The following is a 25,254-nucleotide window of genomic DNA, read 5'->3' on the forward strand; positions in this document are numbered from 1 at the left end:
GTGGGGGCTTTAATTGATCTGGAAAGGATAAACCGCGCCCAGTTTAAGGATTTGCGTCAGTTCATCCAATGCCGTGCGACATTCGAGCAGCAACTGCGGGTCGGCCAGGTCGGTTTCGCGCAGGCTGTCGCGGTAGTGCTTGCCGACCCATTGGGTCAACGTTTCATACAGCGGCGCCGTCATGATAACCCCTGGATTGACCGCCGCCAGTTCAGCCTCCTTCAACGCCACGCGCAAACGCAGGCAGGCCGGGCCGCCGCCGTTCTGCATGCTTTGCTTGAGGTCGAAGACTTTCACTTCGCCAATCGGCCCGCCGGAACGGGTCAGGCTTTGCAAGTAATGCCAGACGCGCTCGTTGTTGTGGCACTCTTCGGGCACGATCAGCAACATCGAACCGTCGGCGCGGCTCAGCAACTGGCTGTTGAACAGGTAGGAGCGCACGGCGTCTTCGACGCTGACCAGAGCGCGGGGCACGCAGATCGCCTGGAAGTTGCCGCCGAGCTTGCCCAGCTTGGCCTGCAGTTCGGCGAGCATCTGTTCGGTATTGAGGAACGCATCCTCGTGATAGAACAGCACTTCACCGTTGCCCACCGCGATCACGTCGTTGTGGAACACCCCGGCATCGATCACCGCCGGGTTCTGCTGGCCGTAGACCACACCGCTGTCCTGCAGGCCATGCAAACGGGCGACCGCCTGGGACGCTTCGAGGGTCTGACGCGCCGGGTACTTTTGCGGCGCCGGGTAGCGGGTGTCGAACGCACTGCGGCCGAACACGAAGAACTCCACGCCCGCCTCGCCATAGTCGCGGCAGAAGCGGGTGTGGTTGGCGGCGCCTTCGTCACCGAACTGCGCCACGGCCGGCAACGCGGCGTGGTGGGCGAAGTGCTGCTGATCGGCAAACATCGCCCCCAGCACACGGCTGGTGGTCGGGTGCTCGATGCTGCGGTGGTATTTGCAGTTGAGGTTGGCGGCGGTGAAATGCACGCGGCCGTCGGCCGTGTCGGCACTCGGGCTGACGGTCGCGGCGTTGGCCACCCACATGCTCGATGCGGAACAACTGGCCACCAGTAAAGGCATCGCCTGCTTGGCCGCCTGCTGGATCACCTGGGCGTCGCTGCCGGCAAAGCCAAGGTTGCGCAATGCGGCCACATCCGGGCGCTCCTGGGGGGCGAGCACACCTTGCACAAAGCCCATGTCCATCAGGGCTTTCATTTTCGCCAGGCCCTGCAGCGCCGCCTCCTTGGGGTTGGAAGATTGCTGGCTGTTGCTCTGGGACGCGACGTTGCCGTAGGACAGACCGCCGTAGTTATGGGTCGGCCCCACGAGACCGTCAAAATTGACTTCACAGGATTTCATCGGCGAGGCTCCACGAACATCTGTTTTTATAGGCATCAATTTACTTGAATACACCACAAATCAACTGGGAGAGCAGGCTTGTGTGGGAGCTGGCTTGCCTGCGATGGCATCCCCTCGGTCTGGCTGAAAGACCGAGGTGCTCGCATCGCAGGCAAGCCAGCTCCTACATAAGCCTGCTCCCACATTTAGATCAGTGTTACGCCTGGGCTCAGTGTTGCTGGCAAGACCAGGCTTGAGGTCTCTAGCGAGGCCACCGGGTACGCACAATAATCCGCCGCGTAATAAGCACTGGCGCGATGATTGCCCGAGGCCCCTACCCCACCAAAGGGCGCGGTGCTCGCGGCGCCGGTCAGCTGTTTGTTCCAGTTGACGATACCGGCCCGGCTTTGCAGCCAAAATTGCTGGTAGAGCGCCTCGGAGTCCGACAGCAAACCTGCGGCCAGGCCGTACTGGGTGTTGTTGGCCTCGCTGATCGCCGCAGCGAAATCCGCGTAGCGAATCACTTGCAGCAACGGGCCGAACAGTTCTTCGTCCTCGCGCTCGGTCACGCCCGTCACGTCGATGATGCCCGGTGTCAGCAAGGCGGCCTGCGCCTGGGGCTGGGTCATTTCCAGCAACGCCACGGCGCCGTTGGCCAGCATCAGCTCCTGGGCCTCCATCAAGGCCTTGGCCGCGCCCAGGGAAATCACCGAGCCCATGAATGGCGGCGGTTGCTGGTCGAAGGCCCCCACGGCAATGGTCGCGCTGACGGCAACCAGGCGCGCCAGCAGTGCATCGCCCCAGGCGCCTTCCGGCACCAGCAGGCGCCGGGCACAGGTGCAGCGCTGGCCGGCAGAAATAAAGGCCGACTGGATGATGGTGTAGACCGCCGCGTCCACATCGGCCACCTGGTCCACCACCAGCGGGTTGTTGCCGCCCATCTCCAGCGCCAGGATCTTGTCCGGGCGCCCGGCGAATTGCTGGTGCAAGTGGTTACCGGTGCGGCTGGAGCCGGTGAAGAACAGGCCATCGATGCCTGGATTGGAGGCCAGGGCGATCCCGGTCTCCCGCGCGCCTTGCAGCAGGTTCAACACGCCCGCCGGCAGGCCGGCTTCGACCCAGCACTGCACCGTCAGCTCGGCCACTTTAGGGGTCAGTTCGCTTGGCTTGAACAACACGGTATTACCCGCGAGCAAGGCCGGGACGATGTGCCCGTTGGGCAAGTGGCCCGGGAAGTTGTAAGGGCCGAATACCGCGACCACGCCGTGAGGCTTGTGGCGCAACACCGCAGTGGCGTCGCCCAGAGGGCCGCTCTTCTCGCCGGTACGTTCGCGGTAGCTCTGCACCGAGATCGCGATTTTATTGGCCATGCTGGTAACTTCGGTGGCCGATTCCCACAGCGGCTTGCCGGTTTCCTCACCGATACAGCGGGCGATTTCATCGGCGCGGCTTTTCAGGGTGGCGGCAAAGGTTTCCAGCACGCCGATGCGCTCTTCCAGCGGGCGCCCGGCCCAGGCCGGGAAGGCCTGGCGGGCGGCCTGCACGGCGGATTCGACCTGTTCGACGCTGGCGCCATTGCCGGCCCAGACCACGTGCTGGGTCACCGGGTTCAGCGACTCAAAGCGCTCACCCTGGCCAGCCAGCCAGCTCCCTGCGATATACAACGAATTCATTATTTCGACTCCCGGGCAGCAGACAACGGTACGGCACGCACTTGATCACCGGCCACCAGTTGCAGGCGCTTGGCGGTCAGCGGATCGACCACCAGGGTGCCGGCAGCCAGGCGCGCCGGCGCGGCGGTAATGCGGCACTCTTCACGTTTACGGTTGTGCATCAAAAACGGCGTGGCATCGTCCCCCGGCGTGCCGATGGCCAGCACCAGCGCCTGGCTGTCACGCACCGCGCGGATCTTGCTGGTCTCACACTCCACCGCAGGACCCGCGTCGAAGATATCGACATAGCCCTGGTAGCTGAAACCCTCGCTCTTGAGCATGCTCAAGGCCGGCTCGGTATCGGGATGAACCTTGCCGATCACGTTGCGCGCATCTTCAGACAAAAAGCAGGTGTACAGCGGGAACTTGGGCATCAGTTCGGCGATAAACGCCTTGTTGCCCACGCCGGTGAGGTAGTCGGCCTGGCTGAATTCCATCTTGAAGAAGTGCCGGCCCAGGCTCTCCCAGAACGGCGAACGCCCGGCGTCATTGGACACCCCGCGCATCTCGGCGATGATTTTGTTGCCAAACAGCTGCGGGAACTCGGCAATAAACAGCATCCGCGCCTTGGCCAGCATGCGGCCGTTGAGGCCGTTGCGGTAATCGGCGTGCAAAAACAGCGAGCACAGCTCGGAGTTGCCCGTCAGGTCGTTGGCCAGGAACAGCGTGGGGATCTCGCGGTAGATATTCAGCTCCTGGGAGGCGCTGACCGTCAGGCCGACCCGGAAGTTGTACCACGGCTCACGCAGGCCCACGGCGCCGGCAATGGCGCAAATCCCCACCACGCGGCCTTCGTCGTTTTCCAGCACAAACAGGTAGTCGGCATCGCCGCGCCCGGCTTCGCCGCGAAAAGTCTTTTCAGCCCAGCCCACCCGGTGGGTCAGGCGCTCTTCGTTGGCCGGCAAGGTGGTGAGACCGGTGCCGGTGCTGCGCGCCAACTCAATCAGGGCCGGTAAATCGCTGCTGCGTACGGGACGAACGATCATGCTATCTCCTCAGACGGGCCGCTGTGCAGCCACCCGCGAAACTCTGCTTTTTAAACCGCTACCAGGCGCACGCTGGCGCCTTCGCCGACGCCCAGGGCTTCGGCCGCTTCCAGGTCCAGGGTCACTGGCTTGCCCGGCGCGTAGTCCAGTTCCAGCATCACCGCACGGTAATCCTGCAACTGCGCATTGCTCACCAGGTACTGACGGCCAACGCCCTTGACCATCTCACCGATCTTCACCGGCACCACGCGGCTCTGGGCAATCGAGCGGATGCCCGAGACCCGTGCATGCAGGGTCGGGCCACCGTCGAAAATGTCGATGTAATGGTCGGTTTCAAAACCTTCGCGCATCAGGATGTCGAAGGTGATCTGCGCACGCGGGTGCACCTGGCCCATGGCTTCCTGGGCTTGGTCGGGCAACAGCGGCACGTAGATCGGGTAATGGGGCATCAGTTCGGCGAGGAAGGTGCGGCTTTTCAACCCGCACAGGCGCTCGGCGGCGGCGTAGTTGAGGTCGAAGAAGTTGCGGCCGATGGCGTCCCAGAACGGCGAATCACCGTTCTCGTCGCTGTAGCCGACAATTTCGGTCACCACCGAGTCGGCAAACCGCTCGGGGTGGCTGGCGACAAACAACAGGCGGCCACGGGAGTTGAGCTCCGACCAGGCCGACCCCACCAGCTCCGGCACCACGTAGAAACTGGTCAGCAAGCTGTTGCCGGTCAGGTCGTGGCACTGGGACAGGACGTGGATTTTGTTGTGGATCTTCAGTTCACGGGAGGCGTGGACGAACGTCTCGTTGCGAAAGCTGTAGAACGGCTCGGAATAACCGGCCGAGGCGACGATGGCCGAACAGCCCACCAACTTGCCGGCAACGGTGTCTTCAAGGACAAAGAAATAGCTTTCTTCGCCGTTGAAACTCACTTCAGCGGCGAAGGAAGCTTCGCTGGCGGCGATTTTGTCGCTCAGGCGTTCAACGTCATCCGGCAGGGAGGTGACACCAATCGGGCTATCCGCAGCCAGACGCTGTACCTCGCCCAGATCAGCCATTTGCGCGGGGCGCATCACCAGCATGGTGTCACTCCTTAACTCGAAAACTTCATAAAAAATATCGGACATTGAACCTGGAATCACCCAGGTCCCAATGTGGGAGCGGGCTTGCCCGCGATTGCGGTGGGCCAGTCACAACAACATCGACTGACAGATCGCTATCGCGGGCAAGCCCGCTCCCACACTTGATCCGGTTCGGCAGATAAAGGTGTATCTGTCAGGCTTGTGTCAGCGCTTTTACCGCACGTTCAAAACGGTCCAGGCCTTCGGTGATATCCGCCTCGTCCACCACCAGGCTCGGCGCAAAGCGCACCACGTCCGGGCCGGCTTGCAGGATCATCAGGTTTTCTTTCTCGGCCGCGTTGAACACGTCCTTGGCCTTGCCTTTGAACGCGTCGCTCAAGACACAACCGAGCAGCAGGCCCATGCCACGTATCTCGGTGAAGATGCCGTACTGCTTGCCGATCTGCTCCAGGCGGGCCTTGAACAGGTCATGCCGGGCGTGGACACCCGCCAGCACTTGCGGGGTGTTGATCACGTCGATCACCGCTTCGCCCACGGCACACGCCATCGGGTTACCGCCATAGGTGGTGCCGTGAGTACCGACCACCAGGTGCTTGGCCAGGGCGTCCGTGGTCAGCATCGCGGCAATCGGGAAACCGCCGCCCAGGCTCTTGGCGCTGGTGAGGATGTCCGGCACCACACCGTAATGCTGGTAGGCGAACAGGTTGCCAGTACGGCCCATGCCTGTCTGCACTTCGTCGAACACCAGCAGCGCGTTGTTGGCGTCGCACAAGTCGCGAGCCCCTTGCAGGTACGCAAGCTCGGCCGGCATCACGCCGCCTTCGCCCTGGATCGGCTCCAGCACCACGGCGCAAGTCTTGTCCGACACGGCGGCTTTCAGCGCGGCCAGGTCGTTAAAGGGAACGTGGGTGATGCCGGTGATTTTAGGACCGAAACCATCGGAGTATTTCGACTGGCCACCGACGTTGACGGTAAACAGGGTGCGGCCGTGGAAGCTGTTGAGCGCGGCGATGATCTCGTATTTCTCACTGCCGAAACGGTCGAATGCCACACGACGGGCCAGCTTGAAGGCGGCCTCGTTGGCTTCGGCACCGGAGTTGCAGAAGAACACCCGCTCGGCAAAGGTGGCGTCGATCAGCTTGTGGGCCAGGCGCAGGGCCGGTTCGTTGGTGAAAACGTTGGAGACGTGCCACAGCTTGTTGGCCTGTGCGGTCAGCGCACTGACCAGCGCCGGGTGGGCGTGGCCCAGCACGTTCACTGCGATGCCGCCGGCAAAATCGATCAGCTCGCGACCCGACTGGTCCCACACGCGGGAACCTTCGCCACGCACAGGGATAAAGGCGGCAGGGGCATAGTTGGGCACCATGACCTGGTCGAAATCGGCACGTTGCACCGGGGTTTGCTCAACGGACATCGGAGTCTCCTGAAGAGGAACGCCTGCCTGGAACTGGCGGGCGATGCAGGGATTGTAAGGACAGTTTTCAGTGCAGCCTTGCCGCCAAGCGACAACTTCTTATAGCGCCAACCCCCGTTTTACGCGGGTTTACGCCAATGCGACAAATAGCGTCGCAATGGCGCAGTTTAAACCGTGCGCCCGCTCCGTGGGCAGGTGATCTTCGCAACGGCGCCCAAGCATACCGCAGCAACTATCTACCGCCGTCGATCGGGTGCCGACTGGTCTGCTGGCAAGACATTAACCGCGTCAAGGACCGACCCCATGCCTCTGCCCCACCTTCCTGCCCCAGCCACCCCCCAGGCGCACCACGCCATCCTCGCCCAGGCCATTCCTCGCTGGCTCGGGGACGCCACCCCCGCCAGGCGCTCGGCCCTGCGCGAGTTGGCGCCGAGCTTCCCCGACTGGTACAAAAACGCCTCGGCCGCCCAGCATGAAACGCTCAAGCGTCTCAACAGTGACGCCTGGACCCGGCAGAACCGAGTGGACAAGGCCCTGGCGGGGCTCAAAAGCCCTGAGACCTTCGGCGCCGAGCTGCTGCAACCGGCGCTCAAGCGCCACTATGGCCTGGATCTGGATGTGCACAGCACCTGGCTGCAACTCTATGTCCCGCTGACCCTCGCCGGGTTCCAGGTCAAGGCAGGTGCTGCGCGCACCTGGAGCGTGTCCGTGCTGCAGGCCGCCCTGCATAACTTTGAACCTGCCGAAGCCGAGCCCGGAGCCTATCAGCAGCACTCCGGCTTCAGCACCCAACCCAATGCCGCCGGGCACTTCCAAAGCCTGCCGGCGGTTGATGCAAAAATCAGCATCGCGCAATTCGCCACCCTGTGCCGCGACCTGGATATCGGTGGCCGCTACCAGCGCTATCTCCACGACTATCTGGGGCTGGCCAACCCCGTGGCCAGGGCCGTGTTGCAGGCACGGGTGACGCAAAGCCTGACCAGCGCCCTCCATCTGGCGCTGTACATGGCACTGCTCAAGGGCGATCTCCCACAAGCCGGGTATGACGCAATGCACAGCCTGATCAATCACGGCCACTCACGCCCGGCACTGATCGCCCACGAGCTGGTGATCATGTCCAGCCGCCTGAGCGGGATCGTGCTGTTTGCGCAGCACCTGGAGACGAGCCGCGAGGTGGTGCCGGTGATTGTCTATATCCCCGACGACCCGCAACACCCAATCAAGCAATATGCCAGCGCCCAGGCGTTTGTCCAGGCGCTCAGCGCACGCCTGCGTTCCACGGACTTTCAACAATTCTTCAGTCGTTTTGTCAGCCACGCCGATACCGGCCGTTTTTTTGCCGACCTCACCCGCCGCCTCTCCGAAGTGACCTGGCATCCCCATACGCCAGGCGACCCGCTGCCCAGTTGGCGGGCAACCGATGTGGAGCGGCCCAACCTGCAAGTGCGTGGCATCCCCATCAAGCAGCCGCTGTTCCAGCATCTGCATCAGATGAAGTTGAGCAAACTGCTGGACGATGCCGATAGCCAGGCGGTGTCCACCGCCAGCGTCAACCAGCAAGCGCGCTGGGAGCGCTGGGACCTGGTGCAAAAAATCGCCTCGGTGGTGCTGCAAGTGGCCACCTTGTTTGTCGCACCGTTTGTTGCGCCGCTGGGTCTGCTGATGCTCGGCTACACCGCCTATCAACTGCTGGACGAAGCCTTTGAAGGGATCATCGACTGGTCTGAAGGCCGGGTGCAGGAAGCCTTTGTGCATGGCATGGGGCTTGTCGAGCAAGTGGTGCAATTGGGTCTGTTTGCCACCGGGGTCCCCATCGCCCAGGGCATTCTGCGCAAGGTACTGCCGGTTGAAAGCCTGCGCTTTATCGACAGCCACACACCGGTGACCACACCCGACGGCAGCGCCCGCCTGTGGCACCCTGACCTGGCCCCCTATCGCCACGCGCGCGTACCGCCCAAGACCCTGCGCCCCGACGCACAAGGCCTGTACCGTTACAACGGCAACAACCTGTTGCGCCTGGACGACGGCCACTACAACCTGCGGCAAGACCCCTCCAGCCAGCGCTATTTCATACAACACCCGACCCGGCCATCGGCCTATCAGCCGGCGGTGATGACCAACGGCCAGGGGGCCTGGATCACGGAACTGGAGCGCCCGTTGAGCTGGGACAGTGCCACCTTGATGCGCCGTCTCGGCTACCAGACCGACGGCCTCAGCGACGCCCAACTGCAACAGGTACGCAGCGTCAGCGGCACCCATGACAACGCCCTGCGCAGCATGCACCTCAACCATCAGGCACCTCCGCCGTTGCTGGCCGACAGCCTCAAGCGCTTTCAGATCGACCAGTCCCTGCAAGACTTCATCACGCAGTTGAACAGCAACGACCCCATGATTTATCGCCAGGCCGACCCCCAGACCCAGTTGCAGGTGCTGACCGGCTCCGGGTTATGGCCTGCCTCCAGGACCCTGCGCTTTCTCGACCCCAGCGGCAAAACCCAATGGGAGTTTGCCGGCCGCCCAGGGGCGAGTGTGGTGCAAGTCCACGAAGCCCAACTCAAGCGTGGTGATTTACTGCACATTCTGCTGGAAAGCCTGAATGAACCGGAACGCAAGGCACTCCTGGAAGAGCCTGCCGAGCTTGCCACGCCTGACGCCCACCTGCGCGTCGCCGCCCTGCGCCAGAAAATCGCCCGGTTTGCCTACCTCAAACGCTTCGCCCTGTTCGACTCCCATTACCGCACAGCAGAACGTATCCAGACCCCTTCGCTGCAAAAAATCATCGACGCGGCGCCCGAGCCCGGGTTGCCCACCAGCGTCGCCGAGGAACTGCTGGCCGATGCCAGCGGGGAAGAATGGCGACAAATCGACCAGGGCACGGTGCCTGCGCGCATTGTTGCGCAGGCGGCCTCGGCCCAATTGGATGTCCGCACCACCCGGGCCTACGAGGGGCTGTATCTGGACGCCATCGACAACCCGGACACACACCTGCTCAGCCTGTTATCCCTGGAACGTTTGCCCGGATGGTCGACCAACCTGCGCCTGGAGGTCCGCCAGTACCGTATCGACGGCCCCTTGCTGGAGGCGATCGGGAGCGCAGAGGCGCCGACCAGGCGCACGCTGGTCTACACCGAAACAGGCCACTACACCGCGCACGCCGACCAGGGCCCGGGGTCGGCCGAGAGCGATTTTTACAACGCAGTGCTCCAGGCCCTCCCGGACCGCCAGCGCCATGCCCTCAACCTCCAGGCAGGCCAGGGCGAACGCCTGCGCCAAGTGATTGGCGAATATGCCGTGGATCGCGATCAGTTGCGCGGCTGGCTGCACAAAGACCTCTATCGCAAACCCACCTATGACCCCCAGGTCATGCGCCTGCGTGGCGGCATGGACGGCTACCAGGCCGCCGGCCCTTCCCAACCGGCCGCAACCCGACCGCCCACCCTTGAGGAGCGCGCGCACCACCTGCTGCCCAGCCTCAACCCACAACAGATCGCCGAAGTGGTGCAAACCCTGGAAGACCGGCCAACAGGGGCCCTGGCGACCTTGGCCACCCTGCAAGCCGAATACAACAGGCTAGACCTTGAGCTGGCCATCTGGGAGGCCATGACACCGGCCTTCCACCCCTTGAGCGAAACCCCGCTGGCCCCCCAGGAATATCAGTACGCTCGCCGCAATCGCGCGCTGTGGGCCCAGGAAATCAGACGCGGCTGGCGCCAGGAAACCGAAATCGATCACTACCACGAACCCCTGACCCTCAATGGCCACAAGCTGCAACTGACAATCCCCATCTACGGCGAGTTGCCCAGGCTCACGGCGCGTTTCGAGCACATCAGCCTGCTGGAGATGCAGGGCGAACACACACCCTTGCAGGTCAATGACTTCTTGCAACTGTTCCCCCGGCTGCGGCACTTGAGCATCAAGCAGTTTGCCCTGGGGCACCTGCCACCGAGCATCCCGCAATTGCCCAACCTCACCGCCCTGGTCTTAAACACCTGCAATATCACCCTGACCGAAGAAAGCCAGGCAGCCCTCAGCGGCATGACCCGCCTGATGACCCTGGACCTGTACAACAACCCCCTGGGCTTGCCCTTCAGCGTCGCCAACATGCCCGCCCTGCAACACCTGGACCTGAGCCACACCGGCTTGCATGAACTGCCGGCGGACATACTCAGCCGCCCGCAGCTGGAACTGGTGGTCCTGTCCAACAACCAGATTCGCGAACTGCCGGCCGCGCTCTTCAATTTGCCGGCCGATACCAGCCGCAAGTTCGATCTTTCCGCCAACCCGCTGTCACGCCCCATCCTGGAACAGCTCAAGGCCTATTACCAAAGGACCGGCGGCCACTGGGAGATAGAAGCCCCCAGCGCGGATGTCGAACTGGCCCAGCGCCTGTACCCCACCCTCAGCAACGAAGAGATCAATCACTTGATCCTTGGCCTGCCGGGCGACCTGGAGGCCGGAAGGGTCGCCCTGCAACAGCTGGAGAGCGAATACCCAATGATCCGCCAGGACCTGACGTCCTGGGCCGAGGATGAACAGGTATCGACCCAGGAGCGCACCTACCGCTCACTGTTCCTTGATACGCTTGAGGCGGCCTGGCGCCGTGAAACCGAACTGGATGCCGATGCCCAGGGCGGCGTACCGCGCTTCACCCTGCGGCTGGCTTACCCCATCAGCGGCACGCTGGCGGCCATGCGTACACCGTTCAGGCACATCTCGTCACTGAGCCTGACCGGCAACGGGGCCGCCCTGCAGGTGGATGAGTTTTTGCGCAGTTTTACGGGACTGGAGCGACTGTCCATCGACCGCTACACCCTGGTTCACGTGCCCAAGACCATTGCCCAACTGAACCGACTGACCCATCTGCGCCTGGACCGCTGCGCCATCGAAATGAACCCCGCCAGCGCCCTGGCCCTTTCCGGCATGCCCCAGCTCAAGCACCTGGACCTGGCCAATAATCGCCTGGCCTGGGTGCCGGACTTCAATCGCCTGACGGGGCTGACCAGTGTGTCGCTGAGCAACACCGGCCTGCGGGAGATTCCACCGGCGCTGCTCTCCGACAGCGTCTTGCGAAGCCGGGTAGACCTGAGCCATAACGCCATCGAGCGGATCCCCGAAGCCGGGTTCAAGTTGCCCGCCATCGTTGCCGCAGCCTTTGATCTATCGGGCAACCCCTTGTCCGAACAAACCCTGGTACGTCTCAAGACCTATTGCCAGCGCACGGCCGAACACTGGAATGTCCAGGCGCCCCAGCCGCAACTGCAACAGCTCCAGGCGCTGTACCCACGGCTCGACACCCGTGAAGCCAGCCGCCTGTACTTCCAACTGCCCGGCGACCTGAACAACGCTCCCGCCGAAGTCGAGCGCCTGGCCCTCGAGTACCCACAGATGCAAACCCAGCTGCAGGCCTGGGCCCTCGACATCCCGCAAAGGGACCCTCTGCTCGACACCGTGCTGGATGAAGGCGCCCGGGCCGAAGAACAGATCCGCCGCCTGCACTTCAAAGACCTGCTCGAACGCTGCTGGCGGCGGGAAAGCGAACTGGACGACTCCAACAGCGTCATCCGCCGCAGCTACAAGCTGGTGTTTCACGGGCAACTGCTGGGGGACATGCCCCAGCTGAACGCCCGGTTCAACCATGTGAGCCTGCTGGAAATCATCGGCGACGGCACCAATCAACAGGTCGATGGATTGCTGCGCTGCCTTCCCAACCTGATCAACCTGACCCTTGAGGGCCACGCATTGCTCGACATCCCCGCGACGGTGTTCAACCTTCCACGCCTGCGCTACCTGAAGCTGGCGGACAACCAGATCCGCCTGACGCCCAACAGCCAGGAACAGCTCTCGCGCCTGGTCCACCTGGAATACCTGGACATGAGCGACAACCCGCTGACCCTGTTGCCGGACCTGCGCAACCTGACGCGCCTGAAGTCAATCTACCTGCACAACTGCGAGCTGGTACAAGTGCCGGAAGGGGTGTTCAGCCTGGGTCGCCTGCGGGTGCTGGACCTGAGCGACAACCAAATCATCGAACTGCCCAGCGACCTGATGGAGATGCCCTTGCCACTCAACGATGACTCTGACTTGAGCGGCAACCCATTGTCCGAGCAGAGCCTTGAGTTGCTGCGCAGCTATTACCGCCAGACAGGCTACGAACTGGGTGTGGAAGAGGCAATGTTCGACGCGTTCGGCATAGAACTGCCCGCCCCGGGCACACCGAGGCCAATGGAGGAATAAACCCGCGACTCAGCCGCGCTCGGAGGGCACCGACGAGAGCTCGAACGGGCTGCTGCTGCGCCGCTGGTTGCGGTCTTCACGGGGGGTGGCGCCAAAGAAGTTGCGGTAGGCACTGGAGAAGTGCGGCCCCGAGGAGAAGCCGCAGGACAGGCCGATCTGGATGATCGACTTGCTGGTTTGCATCAGCATCTGGCGCGCCTTGTTCAGGCGCAGCTCCAGGTAGTACTGGCTGGGAACGCGGTTGAGGTATTGCTTGAAGATCCGCTCCAGTTGTCGTCGCGACACGCATACATGCTGGGCGATTTCGTCGGTGGTCAGCGGCTCTTCGATATTGGCCTCCATCAGCAACACCGCCTGGGTCAGCTTCGGATGGCTGGAACCCAGGCGGTTTTGCAGGGGGATACGCTGGCGCTCGCCGCCTTCGCGGATGCGTTCTACCACCAACTCTTCGGAGACCGCACCGGCCAGTTCGGCGCCGTGGTCACGGGCCAGCACCGCCAGCAGCAGGTCGAGCACCGACATGCCACCGCAGGCGGTCAGGCGATCACGATCCCAATCGAACAAATGACTGGTGGCGATGACCTTGGGAAAACGCTCGGCAAAGTCGTCCTGCCAACGCCAGTGCACGGCGGCGCGATAACCGTCGAGCAAGCCCAGTTGCGCCAGGGGATACACCCCCGCCGACAAGCCGCCGATCACGCAGCCGGCGCGCACCAGTTGCTTGAGCGCGGTGCCCAGCTGGGACGCGATTACCGTAGGCGGCTCATCGGCCAGCAGGAACAACTTCTGGAAGCCTTCCAGCTTGCCGGCCCAGGGTTCGCCGGGCAATGTCCACTCGCCATCGAGCGGTGGCTCGGCCTGCAGGAATGACACCTCGTAGACCACATCCGGATGCACCCGCTGGGCCACGCGCAAGGCCTCCTCAGCCAGCGCAAGCGTCAGGGCTTTAGTGCTGGGCCAAATCAGGAAACCGATGCGATGGGCTGTCATGGAGGGCTATCCGAAACGAAAACGGTAATGAAGACAAGGGCCAATGCTAGCCCGTAAACCAACACAAATCTCAACACAAACAGAGATCTAATGTGGGAGCTGGCTTGCCGGCGATAGCGGTGGGACTGGCTTACCGCTATCGCCGGCAAGCCGGCTCCCACAGGGAATCGAGGCCAACCTCAAGGCTGCGAAGCATGCACTATTTCAGTGCATAAACGCAGCCTTGTTTACTTCAAGCTCCCGGACAAGAACTGCTGCAACCGCTCGGACTGCGGGTTGACCAGCACTTCACGCGGGTTGCCACGCTCTTCGACAATGCCTTTGTGCAGGAACACCAACTGGTTGGACACTTCACGGGCAAAGCCCATTTCGTGGGTCACCACCACCATGGTCCGGCCTTCCAGGGCCAGGTCCTGCATGACTTTCAACACTTCGCCAACCAGCTCCGGGTCGAGGGCCGAAGTCGGCTCGTCAAACAGCATCACCTCAGGCTCCATCGCCAGCGCCCGGGCAATCGCCACGCGCTGCTGCTCGCCACCGGACATATGGCCGGGGAACGCATCCTTGCGATGGGCCACGCCGACTTTGGCCAGGTAGTGCTCGGCCTTTTCACGGGCGTCTTTTTTCGACATGCCCAGCACATGCACCGGGGCTTCCATGACGTTTTCCAGGGCAGTCATGTGCGACCACAGGTTGAAATGCTGGAACACCATCGACAGGCGCGAACGCATGCGCTGCAGCTGCTTGGGGTCAGCAGCCTTCATGGCGCCGTCCTTGTTGGGCACCAGTTTCAGCTCTTCGTTATTGAGCAGGATCTTGCCGGCGTGGGGCTGCTCCAGCAGGTTGATGCAGCGCAAAAAGGTACTTTTACCCGAACCACTGGAACCGATGATGCTGATCACATCACCGGCCGCGGCGGCCAGGGACACGCCTTTGAGCACTTCATGACTGCCATAGCATTTATGCAGGTCTTGGACTTCAAGTTTGTACATGCGGTCGGTTCTCACAAAAACAGTTGGTCAGTCGTTGAGCAAGCGCCCGTGACGCAACGCTTCGCGCCCCGCCACCTTGGCCAGCCAGAAACCCGCTTGGGCATAACGTAGCCGTTCAACGGCAAACAACACCCCCGGCGTGCCGGCACAGACAATGCTGACGCGGTCGGCCAAAGGGTCAATCACTTCAAAAATCGGTTCGCCGGCGTCCACCCAGTCCCCGGCTTTACGCAGGTAACTGATCACCCCGGCGTGGGGGGCAAACAGCAATTCGGTGCCTTCAAAGGGCACGCCTTCACACGGTTCATGTTGCGGCGCCGGCCACTGCCCCTTGATCAGGCCCTGTTCGGCGAGGAATGCGAGGATGCCTTGGGCGTGGAAAATCGCCTCATCGCGCCCCGTGTCGGCCTGGCCGCCCAGCTCCAGGGTCGTGGCCAGGCACGCCAGGGGGATCGGCACCTCGGCAAACGCCCGCGACAAACGCAGCCACGGCAACGAGCAGGCCTCGTCAAACGAGCTGCCGCCGGAGTCTTCCGCCAGCAGGCCGACCTTCACATTCAAATGCGCCGCCAACGAGCGCCACTGCGGCCAGTGCTGGGGCAGCGCGTACATGTGCAGCGCGGCTTCGGCGTCGCAGTGCAGGTCGAGGACCACATCGGCAGTGCAGGCATGGCCCAGCAAGACCCGCTGCATGCCTTGCAACTGGCTGCTCGGCTCGGGCAGTGCACGGAGCGCATCGCCCATCGCCTGGCGGATCATGCGCACGTTGGCGTGGGGATCATCCCCCAGCCGGCCCTCCAGCAAGGCCGCAACCGGCTCGCTCAACTCGACGAAATCCCGGTTGAAGTTCTTGCCGGTGCCAACCTCGAAACGCCCCTGGTGGCTGCCTTGCAGCAATTGGCCCAGGCCCATCGGGTTGGCCACCGGCACCAGCTCGACCACCCCGTTGAGGGCGCCTTGCTGCTCCAGTTCGGCCAGGCGTTTTTTCAGCTCCCAGGCGGCGCGCATCCCCGGTAACTCATCGGCATGCAGGCTGGCCTGGATATACGCCTTGCGCTCGCCATGGCCGAAACGGAATACCGTCAACTGGCGCTCGCAACCCAGGTGCCCCCAGGGCAGTACGTGCTCGATGCGTTCCATAGTCAGTGCTTCCGGGGTGCCAGGTAGCTCAACCAGCGACGCTCGGCCAACTTGAACAGGCGCACCAGGATGAACGTCAGGCACAGGTAGAACAGGCCCGCGGTGATATAGGCTTCAAACGGTAGGTAGTACTGGGCGTTCACCGTGCGCGCGGCACCGGTGATGTCGATCAGGGTGACGATGGAGGCCAGGCTGGTGGTCTGCAACATCATGATCACTTCGTTGCTGTACTGCGGCAGCGCCCGGCGCAGGGCCGAGGGCAGCAGGATGCGGCGGTAGAGCTTGTAGCGCGACATGCCCATGGCCTTGGCCGCTTCGATCTCGCCATGGGGCGTGGCCTTGAGGCTGCCGGCAATGATCTCGGCGGTGTAGGCGCTGGTATTGATGGCAAAGGCCAGGCATGCGCAGAAGGTTGCGCTGGACAGCCACGGCCAGAGGACACTCTCGCGCACCGCTTCAAACTGGGCCAGGCCGTAGTAGATCAAAAACAGCTGCACCAGCATCGGCGTGCCGCGGATCACATAGGTGTAGAGCCAGGCCGTGCCATTGACCAACGGCTGCTTGGACACCCGCATCAGGCCCAGGGGCACGGCGGCGAGCAGGCCGAAGAACAGCGAGACCAGCAGCAGTTTGAGGGTGGTCAGCAGGCCGCCAAGGTACAGCGGCATGGCCTCCCAGATGACGTTGTAGTCGAAGATCATAGATCAGCCGCCTTTACGCCTACCGAGTAGCGCTTCTCAAGGTAACGCAGGGCCAGCAACGAGACGCTGGTGATCACCAGGTACATCGCCGCCACCGCGAGGAAGAAGGTAAAAGGTTCGCGGGTGGCATCTGCCGCCTGCTTGGCCTTGAACATCATGTCTTGCAGGCCCACCACCGAAATCAGCGCGGTGGCCTTGGTCAATACCAGCCAGTTGTTGGTAAAGCCGGGGATTGCCAGGCGGATCATCTGCGGCACCATCACCCGGAAAAACACCTGGAACGGGCTCATGCCATAGGCCATGCCCGCTTCGGCCTGCCCCTTGGGGATGGCCATGAACGCACCGCGGAAGGTTTCCGACAGGTAGGCGCCAAAGATGAAACCCAGGGTGCCGATACCGGCGGCCAAGGGGTTCAAGTCAATATAGTCGTCGTAGCCCAAAAGCGGCGCGACACGGTTGAGCAAGTCCTGGCCGCCGTAGAAAATCAGCAGGATCAGCACCAGGTCGGGGATCCCGCGGATCACCGTGGAGTACAGGTCACCCAGCCAAGCCAGCCAGCGGACCGGCGACAGGCGCAAGGCAACTCCGATCAGACCCAGAACAATGGCCAAGGCCATGGACGACAAGGCGAGCTGAAGCGTCAACCATGCGCCATCGAGGATAACGGCCCCGTAGCCTTTCAACATGATTCAGGTCCTCGAAAAGGCGGATGAAAAAATGGCGCAAACTTCAGAGATCCTGGTGCTTGCGCCATTTCAGACAGACAACTGCGAAGGTTTACTTGGCGTCAGCGCCGTAAATATCGAAGTTGAAATACTTTTTCTCGATTTCTTTGTACTTGCCATTGGCGCGGATCGCGGCGATGGCTGCGTTGATGCGGTCCAGGTTGGCCTTGTCGCCTTTACGTACTGCGATACCGATGCCGTCGCCGAAGTATTTGGCGTCGGTGAATGCAGGACCTACGAACGCGTAGCCTTTACCAGCGTCGGTCTTCAGGAAACCGTCTTCAAGCAGGGTCGCATCAGCCACGGTGCCATCAAGGCGACCGGCAGCCACGTCCAGGTAGATTTCGTTCTGGGTGCTGTAGGGAACGATGGTCGCACCTTTAGGCGCCAGGACTTCCTTGGCGAAACGGTCATGGATCGAACCGCGCTGTACGCCGATCTTCTTGTCCTTGAGCTCAACCAGGCTGTCGCTGACCGTGACGCTGTCCTTCATCACCAGGCGTGCCGGGGTCAGGTAGTAGCGGTTGGTGAAGTCCACGGATTTCTTGCGGTCGTCGGTGATGGACATGGACGACAGGATCGCGTCGATCTTGCGTACCTTGAGCGCCGGGATCAGGCCGTCGAATTCCTGCTCGACCCAGGTGCACTTGACCTTCATCTCTTCGCACAGGGCGTTGCCGATGTCGTAGTCGAAACCGACGATGTTGCCGTCCGGCGCCTTCGAGGCAAACGGAGGGTAGGCTGCTTCGATACCAATTTTCAGCGGTTTCTCTTCAGCGAAGGCCTGCATGGACAGCACGGACAGCGCCAGGGCGCCCAACAGCACGAGTTTCTTCATCTTGGGACTCCATCGGTATAGGACAAAAACAGCAGTATGAGCCATGGCCCACGATGCGACTGAGTGAAACCGAATAGCGGTGCTGCGTCCTACACCAGTTCAACACGGCGACGACGAGCGAGTGATCGGCATTCTAACGACAGGCCGGAAGCCGATATTTCCTCAATGCGACAACAATTTACAGAAGCACCGAGAAAACGACTCCGACATATTGACAGCCTCTGCTTTTTATGCAATGGCAAAAGATATTCAACCTATTAACGCTGCAAATTGCGGGCCTATTATTCGCAAACCCTTCTATTCCGGCAAGTGTAGCGTTTGATCTTATTTTGCCGGGTGTCTGAAACGGGCGTTTTCGCGGCATGGATGTAGCACTTTGCCTCATGTTTGGGCGCAAGGTTACACATTTGCACCACTGGGTAACATTCAGAAATGCCCTACGAGATAAACCGATATTTATTGGCTTGGTGCTGAGAACGGTCTGTCAGCCACCCTACCCTATTGTAGGAGCTGGCTTGCCTGCGATAGCGGTGGGTCAGTTTCAAATGGGTTAGCTGACCCACCGCTATCGCAGGCAAGCCAGCTCCCACATTGATGGTATTTCACAGTGAATTCCCACAAAAAAGCCCCACCCGGCTTACACCGAATGGGGCTTGGTCCCCTAGACCCGCTTACGCGACGCTCATGGTCTTGTGGGTATCGATCAGATGCTGCACCACGCTCGGGTCAGCCAGGGTGGAGATATCCCCCAGCCCGTCATACTCGGCCGTGGCAATCTTGCGCAGGATACGGCGCATGATTTTCCCCGAACGGGTTTTCGGCAAGCCCGGCGCCCACTGGATCACATCCGGCGAAGCGATCGGGCCGATTTCCTTGCGCACCCAGTTTTTCAGCTCCAGGCGCAACGCTTCGCTCGGCTCTTCGCCGTTTTTCAGGGTGACATACACATAGATGCCCTGGCCCTTGATGTCGTGGGGCACGCCAACCACGGCCGCCTCGGTGACTTTCGGGTGGGCAACCATGGCGCTTTCGATCTCGGCGGTGCCCATGCGGTGCCCGGAAACGTTGAGCACGTCATCCACACGGCCGGTGATCCACCAGTAGCCGTCTTCATCGCGACGCGCACCGTCACCGGTGAAGTACATGCCACGGAAGGTCTTGAAGTACGTGTCGACGAAACGGTCATGGTCGCCGTACAGGGTACGCGCCTGGCCCGGCCACGAATCGAGGATCACCAGGTTGCCTTCGGCAGCACCCTCGATGATGTTGCCCAGGTTGTCCACCAACGCCGGCACCACGCCAAAGAACGGACGTGCCGCCGACCCTGGCTTGAGGGCGTGGGCCCCCGGCAACGGGCTCATCAGGGTCGCGCCGGTTTCGGTCTGCCACCAGGTATCGACAATCGGGCAACGGGATTGGCCGACGTTTTTGTAGTACCAGTCCCACGCTTCCGGGTTGATCGGCTCACCCACCGAACCCAACAGGCGCAGGCTGCTGCCATCGGTGCCTTCGCAGGCGGCGGTGCCGGAAGCCATCATCGCGCGGATCGCGGTCGGCGCGGTGTAGAGGATATTGACCTTGTGTTTGTCGACGATTTTCCCCACCCGCGTGATATCCGGGTAGTTCGGCACGCCCTCGAACAGCAGCGTGGTCGCGCCATTGGCCAGCGGGCCGTAGACAATATAGGTGTGGCCAGTGACCCAGCCGACGTCGGCGGTGCACCAGTAGACTTCGCCCGGGCGGTAGTCGAACACGCGCTCGTGGGTCAGCGCCGCGTACAACAGGTAGCCGCCGGTGGTGTGTTGCACGCCCTTGGGCTTGCCGGTGGAGCCGGAGGTATAAAGGATGAACAGCGCTTCTTCGGCGCCCATCTCTTTGGGCGCGCAGACCGTGCCCGCCACTTTCATCAGGTCTTCGTACCAGATGTCGCGATGCTGGTTCCACTTGATCTGGCCATTGGTGCGCTTGCACACGATGACTTTCTGGATGCTGCTGGTTTCCGGGTTGGTCAGGGCGTCGTCGACATTGGCCTTGAGCGGCACCTTCTTGCCGGCACGGATGCCTTCGTCGGCGGTGATCACCACCTTGGACTTGCAGTCGATGATGCGACCGGCCAGGGCCTCAGGGGAGAAACCGCCAAAGACGACCGAGTGGATCGCGCCGATGCGGGTACAGGCCAGCATGGCGACCACGGCTTCGGGGATCATTGGCATATAGATGGTCACCACGTCGCCGCGGTGCACGTCCTGGCCACGCAGGGCGTTGGCGAACTTGCACACTTGTTCATGCAGCTCGCGGTAGGTGATGGTGCGGCTCTCGGAAGGGTCGTCGCCTTCCCAGATGATCGCCGCCTGGTCGCCGCGCTCGGCGAGGTGACGGTCCAGGCAGTTGTAGGAAACGTTAAGGGTGCCGTCAGCAAACCATTTGATATCGACATGGTGGTCGTCGAACGAGGTCTGCTTGACCGTGGTGAAAGGCTTGATCCAGTCAAGACGCTTGGCTTGCTCGCGCCAGAAGCCGTCGGGGTTGACCACCGACTGCTGGTACATGGCCTTGTAGGTCGCCTCGTCAGTCAGCGTGTTGGCTGCTACTTCGGGGCGAACGGGGTACAGGGAAGCCGCACTCATCTTTCTTACCTCGGTGACAATAGTTGTTGTTGTATGCCCCTGTTGTAGCCGGGGTAGGCCTATAGAACCATTCGACGATGGTAGTAACAAGCCCCTACAAATTGCCCTGTTATCCCCTTGCAATGCTCTGGCTCGGGGCCTGTGGCGCTTTTCTCGGCATCTAAAAAAACCTCTGTCGTGGATTGTTACGAAAACCGCCAATAGTGTTTATCAAAAGCACGGGTATATGAATGTAACCCAGGCGCCTAAAATCAACCTCGCCAACAAGGCACCGTGATTAACCAAGTTGCAGCCCCCACGAAGGCACGTTAATCCGAACTCTCTACTCAAGTTACACACGTGGCCTCACAAGGGCCCCGTGACCCCCTTCGACTGTAAAAAGGTAAATTGGAAATGAAAGCTTTATTAGTTATGGCCCTTGCCAGCTTGTGCGCCACCGCCGCCCTGGCCGACGAGATCCCGACTGACGTAGCCAGCCAGCACACCGCCATTGTTGAGGAATACACCTACTCCACTGATCTGGATATTGCCAAGGTGGTGTCCATGAGTGCTATTCCCAATGTCTGCGAAGTTGTTCCAGCACGCATGGAATATGAAGATCACCAGGGCCAGCGTCATATCCTTAATTACAAAGTCATGGGCAGTGGTTGCTCTAACGGCTAATAATTTAGTTAGTTGAAACTTACCCTGACAATATTCGCCGCAAGGAATCGTTCTTGCGGCCAAGAAGCTTGTTCACTGCCCCCCGAATGCTACGATTGTGGCGTCGCTACTGACGTTGCCGGGCAGGATGGGTTCATGAGAGCCAGTTTCGAGAAAATCCCCACCGAGGCCAATACCTCCTGGACCCTGCTCAACAGGCGCCTGCCGCAGGCGATCCCGTTTGAATGGCATCACCACCCCGAATACGAGCTGACCCTCACCCTCAACAGTCGCGGGCACCGTTATATCAGCAACGATGTGGCACGCTACGATGATGGCGACCTGGTACTGGTGGGCCCGAACGTTCCCCATAGCTGGTCGTCGGCCGAGACGATCGACCCGGCCCAACCGCACATTGCCCTGGTCATCTGGTTTTCCGAGGCCTGGGCCGACTCGCTGGTCAAGCTGTTCCCGGAAATGGCATCGACCCGTGCCCTGCTCGCGGCCGCGCAACATGCACTGAGCTTCAGCGACGCCACCTCGCGCGCACTGCGCCCGGTGATCGAGGCCATGGTCGAGCAAGACGCCTCCCAGCGCCTGATTTCCCTGCTGACCGTGCTCAATACCCTGTCGCGGGATGTCGCGGCGCAGCGTATTGCCGTGCAAGACACGCCTCACATCATTGAAGACGCGCGCATCCGTCGGGTCTTGGATTACCTGCACGGTCACTATGCACAGCCCCTGAGCATTCCTGGGTTGGCCCAAATGGCCTGCGTCAGCGTTTCCGCCTTCCACCGCATGTTCCGCAAACACACACGCTGCACGGCATTGGACTACATCGTGCGGCTGCGCATCGGGCACGCCTGCGCCCTGCTGATGCAAAGCAAGCTGGCCGTCAGCACCATCGCCGAACAGGTCGGCTACGCCTCCCAGGCCCTGTTCAACCGGCAGTTCAAGGCGCACAAAGGCATGACACCTTCAGACTTCCGTGGCCAGCATGGGCATCACTTCCAGTAGGGCATCACCAAGCTGATTCTTCTGCCGGGCCAGAAGCAAACGCCACAATCGTATTGCTCAACGCGCCAAATAAGGCTGCCGCCCAGGCCGTTCGGAGTGATTCCATACCTGCATGAATAATAAAAATGCAGGCCACCCCATGAACAACGCCCCATCCTTCGCCAGTGCCGAGCTACCCGACGACTACAAACGCAGCATCGTCGCCATGAAAAAGGCACTGCGCGCACAGATCGGCGACGTGCCTGCGCTGTTTGCCGAAGTCAGCGCCTTTATCGCCACGGAAATCGCCTCGATCAAGACCCAGCAAGCCCAGACCGGCTCCGCCTGGCCCGAACTCGACTTTGCCACCCTCGCCAACGGCCAGGTCACAGAAGCACAACGCGCCCTGATCAAGCGCCGAGGCTGCCTGGTGATCCGCAACCACTTCCCCAGGCAGCAGGTGCTGGGATGGGACAAGAGCCTGTTGGACTACCTGGACCACAACCAATTCGACGCGGTTTACCGTGGCCCTGCCGACAACTTCTTCGGCAACCTGGAGGCCTCGCGCCCGGAAATCTTCCCGATCTACTGGTCCCAGGCCCAGATGCAACTGCGCCAGCATGAGCGCATGGGCTGCGCCCAAGCCTTTTTGAACCGCCTGTGGACCATCGAGTCCCAAGGTCGGCAGTGGTTCGACCCGGATACCAATGCCCTGTACCCGGACCGCGTGCGGCGGCGCCCGCCCGGCACCACGTCCAAGGGCCTGGGCCCGCACACCGACTCCGGGGCGCTGGAGCGCTGGCTGCACCCGGCCTACCTGAAGGTGTTCGAGAAAATCTACTGCAATGACTTCAAATCCTACGACCCCTGGGATGCCGCCCATCGCACCGAAGTCGATGAATATGCCTACCCAGGCACCAAATGCTCGGCCTTCCGCACCTTCCAGGGTTGGACCGCGCTGTGCGACATGAACGCCGACCAGGGCGTACTGCATACCTTGCCGATCCCCAAGGCCATGGCCTACCTGCTGCTGCGCCCGCTGCTGGATGATGTGCCCGAGGATGAACTGTGTGGCGTTGTGCCGGGCAAGGTACTGCCGATCCTGGAGCAGTGGCACCCGCTGCTGGTCCAGGGCATGACCCCGATCCCGGACGTGCAGGCCGGCGATTCGGTGTGGTGGCACTGCGATGTAGTCCATAGCGTCGCCCCCGTCGAAAACCAGCAGGGCTGGGGCAATGTGATGTACGTACCGGCTGCGCCCATGTGTCCGAAAAACCTGCGTTATGCCAGGGACGTGCTGCGGGCCTTTGAACAAGGCGCCTCGCCCGATGACTTCCCCCGCGAGGACTACGAAAAGCACTGGCGCGACCGCTTCATGACCGGGCAACTGAACGCCCTCGGCCGCAAAGGGCTGGGGCTGGAATAAGCACCCTCCTCTCACCACAAAAACAAAAAGGGCCACCCCCTATGAAAATCGTCAATCGCCTTGCCGTTGCCATCTCCCTCGCCAGCCTCTGCACCTTCAGCGCCCATGGCGCCGAGGGCAAGGGCCGCGTGGAAGTCGTGCATTACTGGACCTCGGGCGGGGAAGCCAAGTCTGTGGACGTGCTCAAGCAACTGATCGAAAAAGACGGCTTCACCTGGCAAAACAGCGCCGTCGCCGGTGGCGGGGGCGCAGCGGCCATGACCGTGCTCAAGACCCGCGCCGTGTCCGGCAACCCGCCCTCCGCCGCACAGATCAAGGGCCCGGATATCCAGGAGTGGGGCAATCTGGGCTTGCTGACCAGCATCGATGACGTGGCCAAGGCCAATCAGTGGGATAACCGGTTGCCCCAGAGCATTGCCCAGCTCATGAAATATGATGACCATTATGTTGCCGTACCGCTGAATATCCACCGTATCAACTGGCTCTGGACCAACCCCGCCGTGCTCAAGCAGGCTGGCGTGCCCCAGGCGCCGACCACCCTCGAAGAGCTGTATGCCGCCGGCGACAAACTCAAGGCCGCCGGTTTTATCGCGATCGCCCACGGCGGCCAACCCTGGCAGGACACCACGGTATTTGAGGGCCTGGTGCTGAGCCTCCTCGGTGCGGACGGTTTTAAAAAAGCCTTTATCGATCACGACGAAGCCACCTTCACCGGCCCCCAAATGACCGAAGTGTTTGTTGCGCTGCGCAAACTCAAGACCTACATGGACCCCAATGGTGCGGGCCAAGACTGGAACATGGAAACCGCCAAGGTCATCAAGGGCCAGGCCGGCATGCAGATCATGGGCGACTGGGCCAAGAGCGAATGGAGCGCGGCCGGCAAGCAAGCCGGTATCGATTATGAATGCGTGCCCTTCCCCGGTTCCCAAGGCCTCTATAGCTACACCATCGACTCCCTGGTGATGTTCAAGCTGTCCAGTAAAAACGACACGCCAGGCAACAATGCCGCGCGCGACGACCTGGCCAAGATCGCCCTGGAGCCGCAATTTCAAACGGTATTCAATCAGAACAAAGGCTCCATCCCGGTGATCACCGGCCTGGACATGAGCCAGTTCGACAGTTGCGCCCAGGCCTCTGCCAAAGACTTTGCCGCAGCCGAGAAAGCCGGCACCCTGGCGCCGAGCATGGCGTTCAATATGTCGACCTCCCAGGCGGTGCAAGGGGCGGTATTTGATGTGGTCAGCCACTTTATGAGCGATAAAGACGCGGACCCGGCCAAGGCGGGGAAGCAGATGTTGGCCAGTATTCAGGCCGCGGCGCAGTAAGGCCCGGTGGCCCGTTCTTGCGCCAAGGGGTGCAAGAACGGCGGTGCCGAATTGACCTGCGGCCGCCTCCAGACCCGTGCCTTAAAAGCAGCGCCGACCGC

17 protein-coding genes are annotated in these 25,254 nt (G+C 61.7%); 5 read left to right on the top strand and 12 right to left on the bottom strand.

Annotated elements, in window-relative coordinates; all coding sequences use genetic code 11:
* Positions 1-9 precede the first annotated feature (9 nt).
* From astB to BLL38_RS12695, 5 genes are all read right to left on the bottom strand, one after another.
* On the bottom strand, positions 10-1,356 hold the full coding sequence (gene astB / locus BLL38_RS12675) for an N-succinylarginine dihydrolase (protein ID WP_076962889.1): 1,347 nt from the start codon (positions 1,354-1,356) through the stop codon (positions 10-12).
* Positions 1,357-1,541: 185 nt separating this feature from the next.
* Complete coding sequence (astD, locus tag BLL38_RS12680; protein WP_162493914.1) at positions 1,542-3,011, bottom strand: succinylglutamate-semialdehyde dehydrogenase; 1,470 nt, start codon at positions 3,009-3,011, stop codon at positions 1,542-1,544.
* Positions 3,008-4,033 carry an arginine N-succinyltransferase gene (gene astA, locus BLL38_RS12685; RefSeq protein WP_076962891.1) on the bottom strand — a complete coding sequence of 342 codons (1,026 nt, stop codon included), beginning with the start codon at positions 4,031-4,033 and terminating at the stop codon, positions 3,008-3,010. The genes astD and astA overlap by 4 nt, the downstream gene beginning before the upstream one ends.
* Positions 4,034-4,083: 50 nt before the next feature.
* The gene (aruF, locus tag BLL38_RS12690; RefSeq protein ID WP_076962892.1) at positions 4,084-5,103 is read right to left on the bottom strand and encodes an arginine/ornithine succinyltransferase subunit alpha; all 1,020 of its coding nucleotides are present in this window, start codon (positions 5,101-5,103) and stop codon (positions 4,084-4,086) included.
* A 193-nt stretch (positions 5,104-5,296) separates the two neighbouring features.
* Entirely contained in the window at positions 5,297-6,517 is a 1,221-nt protein-coding gene (locus BLL38_RS12695) for an aspartate aminotransferase family protein (RefSeq protein WP_076962893.1), read from the bottom strand.
* A gap of 303 nt (positions 6,518-6,820) precedes the next feature.
* On the opposite strand from BLL38_RS12695, the gene BLL38_RS12700 reads away from it, so the two are divergent.
* Complete coding sequence (locus BLL38_RS12700; protein ID WP_076962894.1) at positions 6,821-12,751, top strand: dermonecrotic toxin domain-containing protein; 5,931 nt, start codon at positions 6,821-6,823, stop codon at positions 12,749-12,751.
* Positions 12,752-12,760: 9 nt separating this feature from the next.
* On the opposite strand, the gene argR is transcribed toward BLL38_RS12700, so the two are convergent.
* The 7 genes from argR to acs all read right to left on the bottom strand — a co-directional run bounded on the left by argR (position 12,761) and on the right by acs (position 20,764).
* Entirely contained in the window at positions 12,761-13,741 is a 981-nt protein-coding gene (gene argR, locus BLL38_RS12705) for a transcriptional regulator ArgR (protein ID WP_076962895.1), read from the bottom strand.
* Between the two features lie 227 nt (positions 13,742-13,968).
* Positions 13,969-14,733: an ABC transporter ATP-binding protein gene (locus BLL38_RS12710; RefSeq protein ID WP_076962896.1), complete on the bottom strand. Its 765-nt coding sequence runs from the start codon at positions 14,731-14,733 to the stop codon at positions 13,969-13,971.
* A gap of 27 nt (positions 14,734-14,760) precedes the next feature.
* Positions 14,761-15,873: a succinylglutamate desuccinylase/aspartoacylase family protein gene (locus BLL38_RS12715; protein ID WP_076962897.1), complete on the bottom strand. Its 1,113-nt coding sequence runs from the start codon at positions 15,871-15,873 to the stop codon at positions 14,761-14,763.
* A gap of 2 nt (positions 15,874-15,875) precedes the next feature.
* Complete coding sequence (locus tag BLL38_RS12720) at positions 15,876-16,574, bottom strand: ABC transporter permease (RefSeq protein ID WP_076962898.1); 699 nt, start codon at positions 16,572-16,574, stop codon at positions 15,876-15,878.
* Positions 16,571-17,260 carry an ABC transporter permease gene (locus BLL38_RS12725; protein ID WP_029294434.1) on the bottom strand — a complete coding sequence of 230 codons (690 nt, stop codon included), beginning with the start codon at positions 17,258-17,260 and terminating at the stop codon, positions 16,571-16,573. Before BLL38_RS12725 ends, BLL38_RS12720 begins: the two co-directional genes overlap by 4 nt.
* Before the next feature lie 91 nt (positions 17,261-17,351).
* Complete coding sequence (locus tag BLL38_RS12730; protein WP_076962899.1) at positions 17,352-18,137, bottom strand: ABC transporter substrate-binding protein; 786 nt, start codon at positions 18,135-18,137, stop codon at positions 17,352-17,354.
* A 671-nt stretch (positions 18,138-18,808) separates the two neighbouring features.
* On the bottom strand, positions 18,809-20,764 hold the full coding sequence (acs, locus tag BLL38_RS12735; protein WP_076962900.1) for an acetate--CoA ligase: 1,956 nt from the start codon (positions 20,762-20,764) through the stop codon (positions 18,809-18,811).
* Between the two features lie 393 nt (positions 20,765-21,157).
* Here acs and BLL38_RS12740 point away from each other — a divergent pair, with 393 nt between their 5' ends.
* The 4 genes from BLL38_RS12740 (at position 21,158) to BLL38_RS12755 (ending at position 25,153) form a co-directional block, all read left to right on the top strand.
* The gene (locus BLL38_RS12740; RefSeq protein WP_076962901.1) at positions 21,158-21,427 is read left to right on the top strand and encodes a DUF2790 domain-containing protein; all 270 of its coding nucleotides are present in this window, start codon (positions 21,158-21,160) and stop codon (positions 21,425-21,427) included.
* Between the two features lie 135 nt (positions 21,428-21,562).
* Positions 21,563-22,423 carry a helix-turn-helix domain-containing protein gene (locus BLL38_RS12745; protein ID WP_076962902.1) on the top strand — a complete coding sequence of 287 codons (861 nt, stop codon included), beginning with the start codon at positions 21,563-21,565 and terminating at the stop codon, positions 22,421-22,423.
* Positions 22,424-22,562: 139 nt separating this feature from the next.
* Entirely contained in the window at positions 22,563-23,828 is a 1,266-nt protein-coding gene (locus BLL38_RS12750) for a DUF1479 domain-containing protein (RefSeq protein ID WP_076962903.1), read from the top strand.
* A 41-nt stretch (positions 23,829-23,869) separates the two neighbouring features.
* On the top strand, positions 23,870-25,153 hold the full coding sequence (locus BLL38_RS12755) for an ABC transporter substrate-binding protein (RefSeq protein ID WP_076962904.1): 1,284 nt from the start codon (positions 23,870-23,872) through the stop codon (positions 25,151-25,153).
* Positions 25,154-25,254 lie beyond the last annotated feature (101 nt).

It is taken from the genome of Pseudomonas gessardii, assembly GCF_001983165.1.
Lineage (GTDB): Bacteria > Pseudomonadota > Gammaproteobacteria > Pseudomonadales > Pseudomonadaceae > Aquipseudomonas > Aquipseudomonas gessardii.

Bases quoted from the DNA above. Each gene is read 5' to 3' on its own strand.
- astB (WP_076962889.1), bottom strand. From the start codon at position 1,356: ATGAAATCCTGTGAAGTCAATTTTGACGGTCTCGTGGGGCCGACCCAT.
- astA (WP_076962891.1), bottom strand. From the start codon at position 4,033: ATGATCGTTCGTCCCGTACGCAGCAGCGATTTACCGGCCCTGATTGAG.
- aruF (WP_076962892.1), bottom strand. From the start codon at position 5,103: ATGCTGGTGATGCGCCCCGCGCAAATGGCTGATCTGGGCGAGGTACAG.
- BLL38_RS12695 (WP_076962893.1), bottom strand. From the start codon at position 6,517: ATGTCCGTTGAGCAAACCCCGGTGCAACGTGCCGATTTCGACCAGGTC.
- BLL38_RS12700 (WP_076962894.1), top strand. From the start codon at position 6,821: ATGCCTCTGCCCCACCTTCCTGCCCCAGCCACCCCCCAGGCGCACCAC.
- argR (WP_076962895.1), bottom strand. From the start codon at position 13,741: ATGACAGCCCATCGCATCGGTTTCCTGATTTGGCCCAGCACTAAAGCC.
- BLL38_RS12710 (WP_076962896.1), bottom strand. From the start codon at position 14,733: ATGTACAAACTTGAAGTCCAAGACCTGCATAAATGCTATGGCAGTCAT.
- BLL38_RS12715 (WP_076962897.1), bottom strand. From the start codon at position 15,873: ATGGAACGCATCGAGCACGTACTGCCCTGGGGGCACCTGGGTTGCGAG.
- BLL38_RS12720 (WP_076962898.1), bottom strand. From the start codon at position 16,574: ATGATCTTCGACTACAACGTCATCTGGGAGGCCATGCCGCTGTACCTT.
- BLL38_RS12725 (WP_029294434.1), bottom strand. From the start codon at position 17,260: ATGTTGAAAGGCTACGGGGCCGTTATCCTCGATGGCGCATGGTTGACG.
- BLL38_RS12730 (WP_076962899.1), bottom strand. From the start codon at position 18,137: ATGAAGAAACTCGTGCTGTTGGGCGCCCTGGCGCTGTCCGTGCTGTCC.
- acs (WP_076962900.1), bottom strand. From the start codon at position 20,764: ATGAGTGCGGCTTCCCTGTACCCCGTTCGCCCCGAAGTAGCAGCCAAC.
- BLL38_RS12740 (WP_076962901.1), top strand. From the start codon at position 21,158: ATGAAAGCTTTATTAGTTATGGCCCTTGCCAGCTTGTGCGCCACCGCC.
- BLL38_RS12745 (WP_076962902.1), top strand. From the start codon at position 21,563: ATGAGAGCCAGTTTCGAGAAAATCCCCACCGAGGCCAATACCTCCTGG.
- BLL38_RS12750 (WP_076962903.1), top strand. From the start codon at position 22,563: ATGAACAACGCCCCATCCTTCGCCAGTGCCGAGCTACCCGACGACTAC.
- BLL38_RS12755 (WP_076962904.1), top strand. From the start codon at position 23,870: ATGAAAATCGTCAATCGCCTTGCCGTTGCCATCTCCCTCGCCAGCCTC.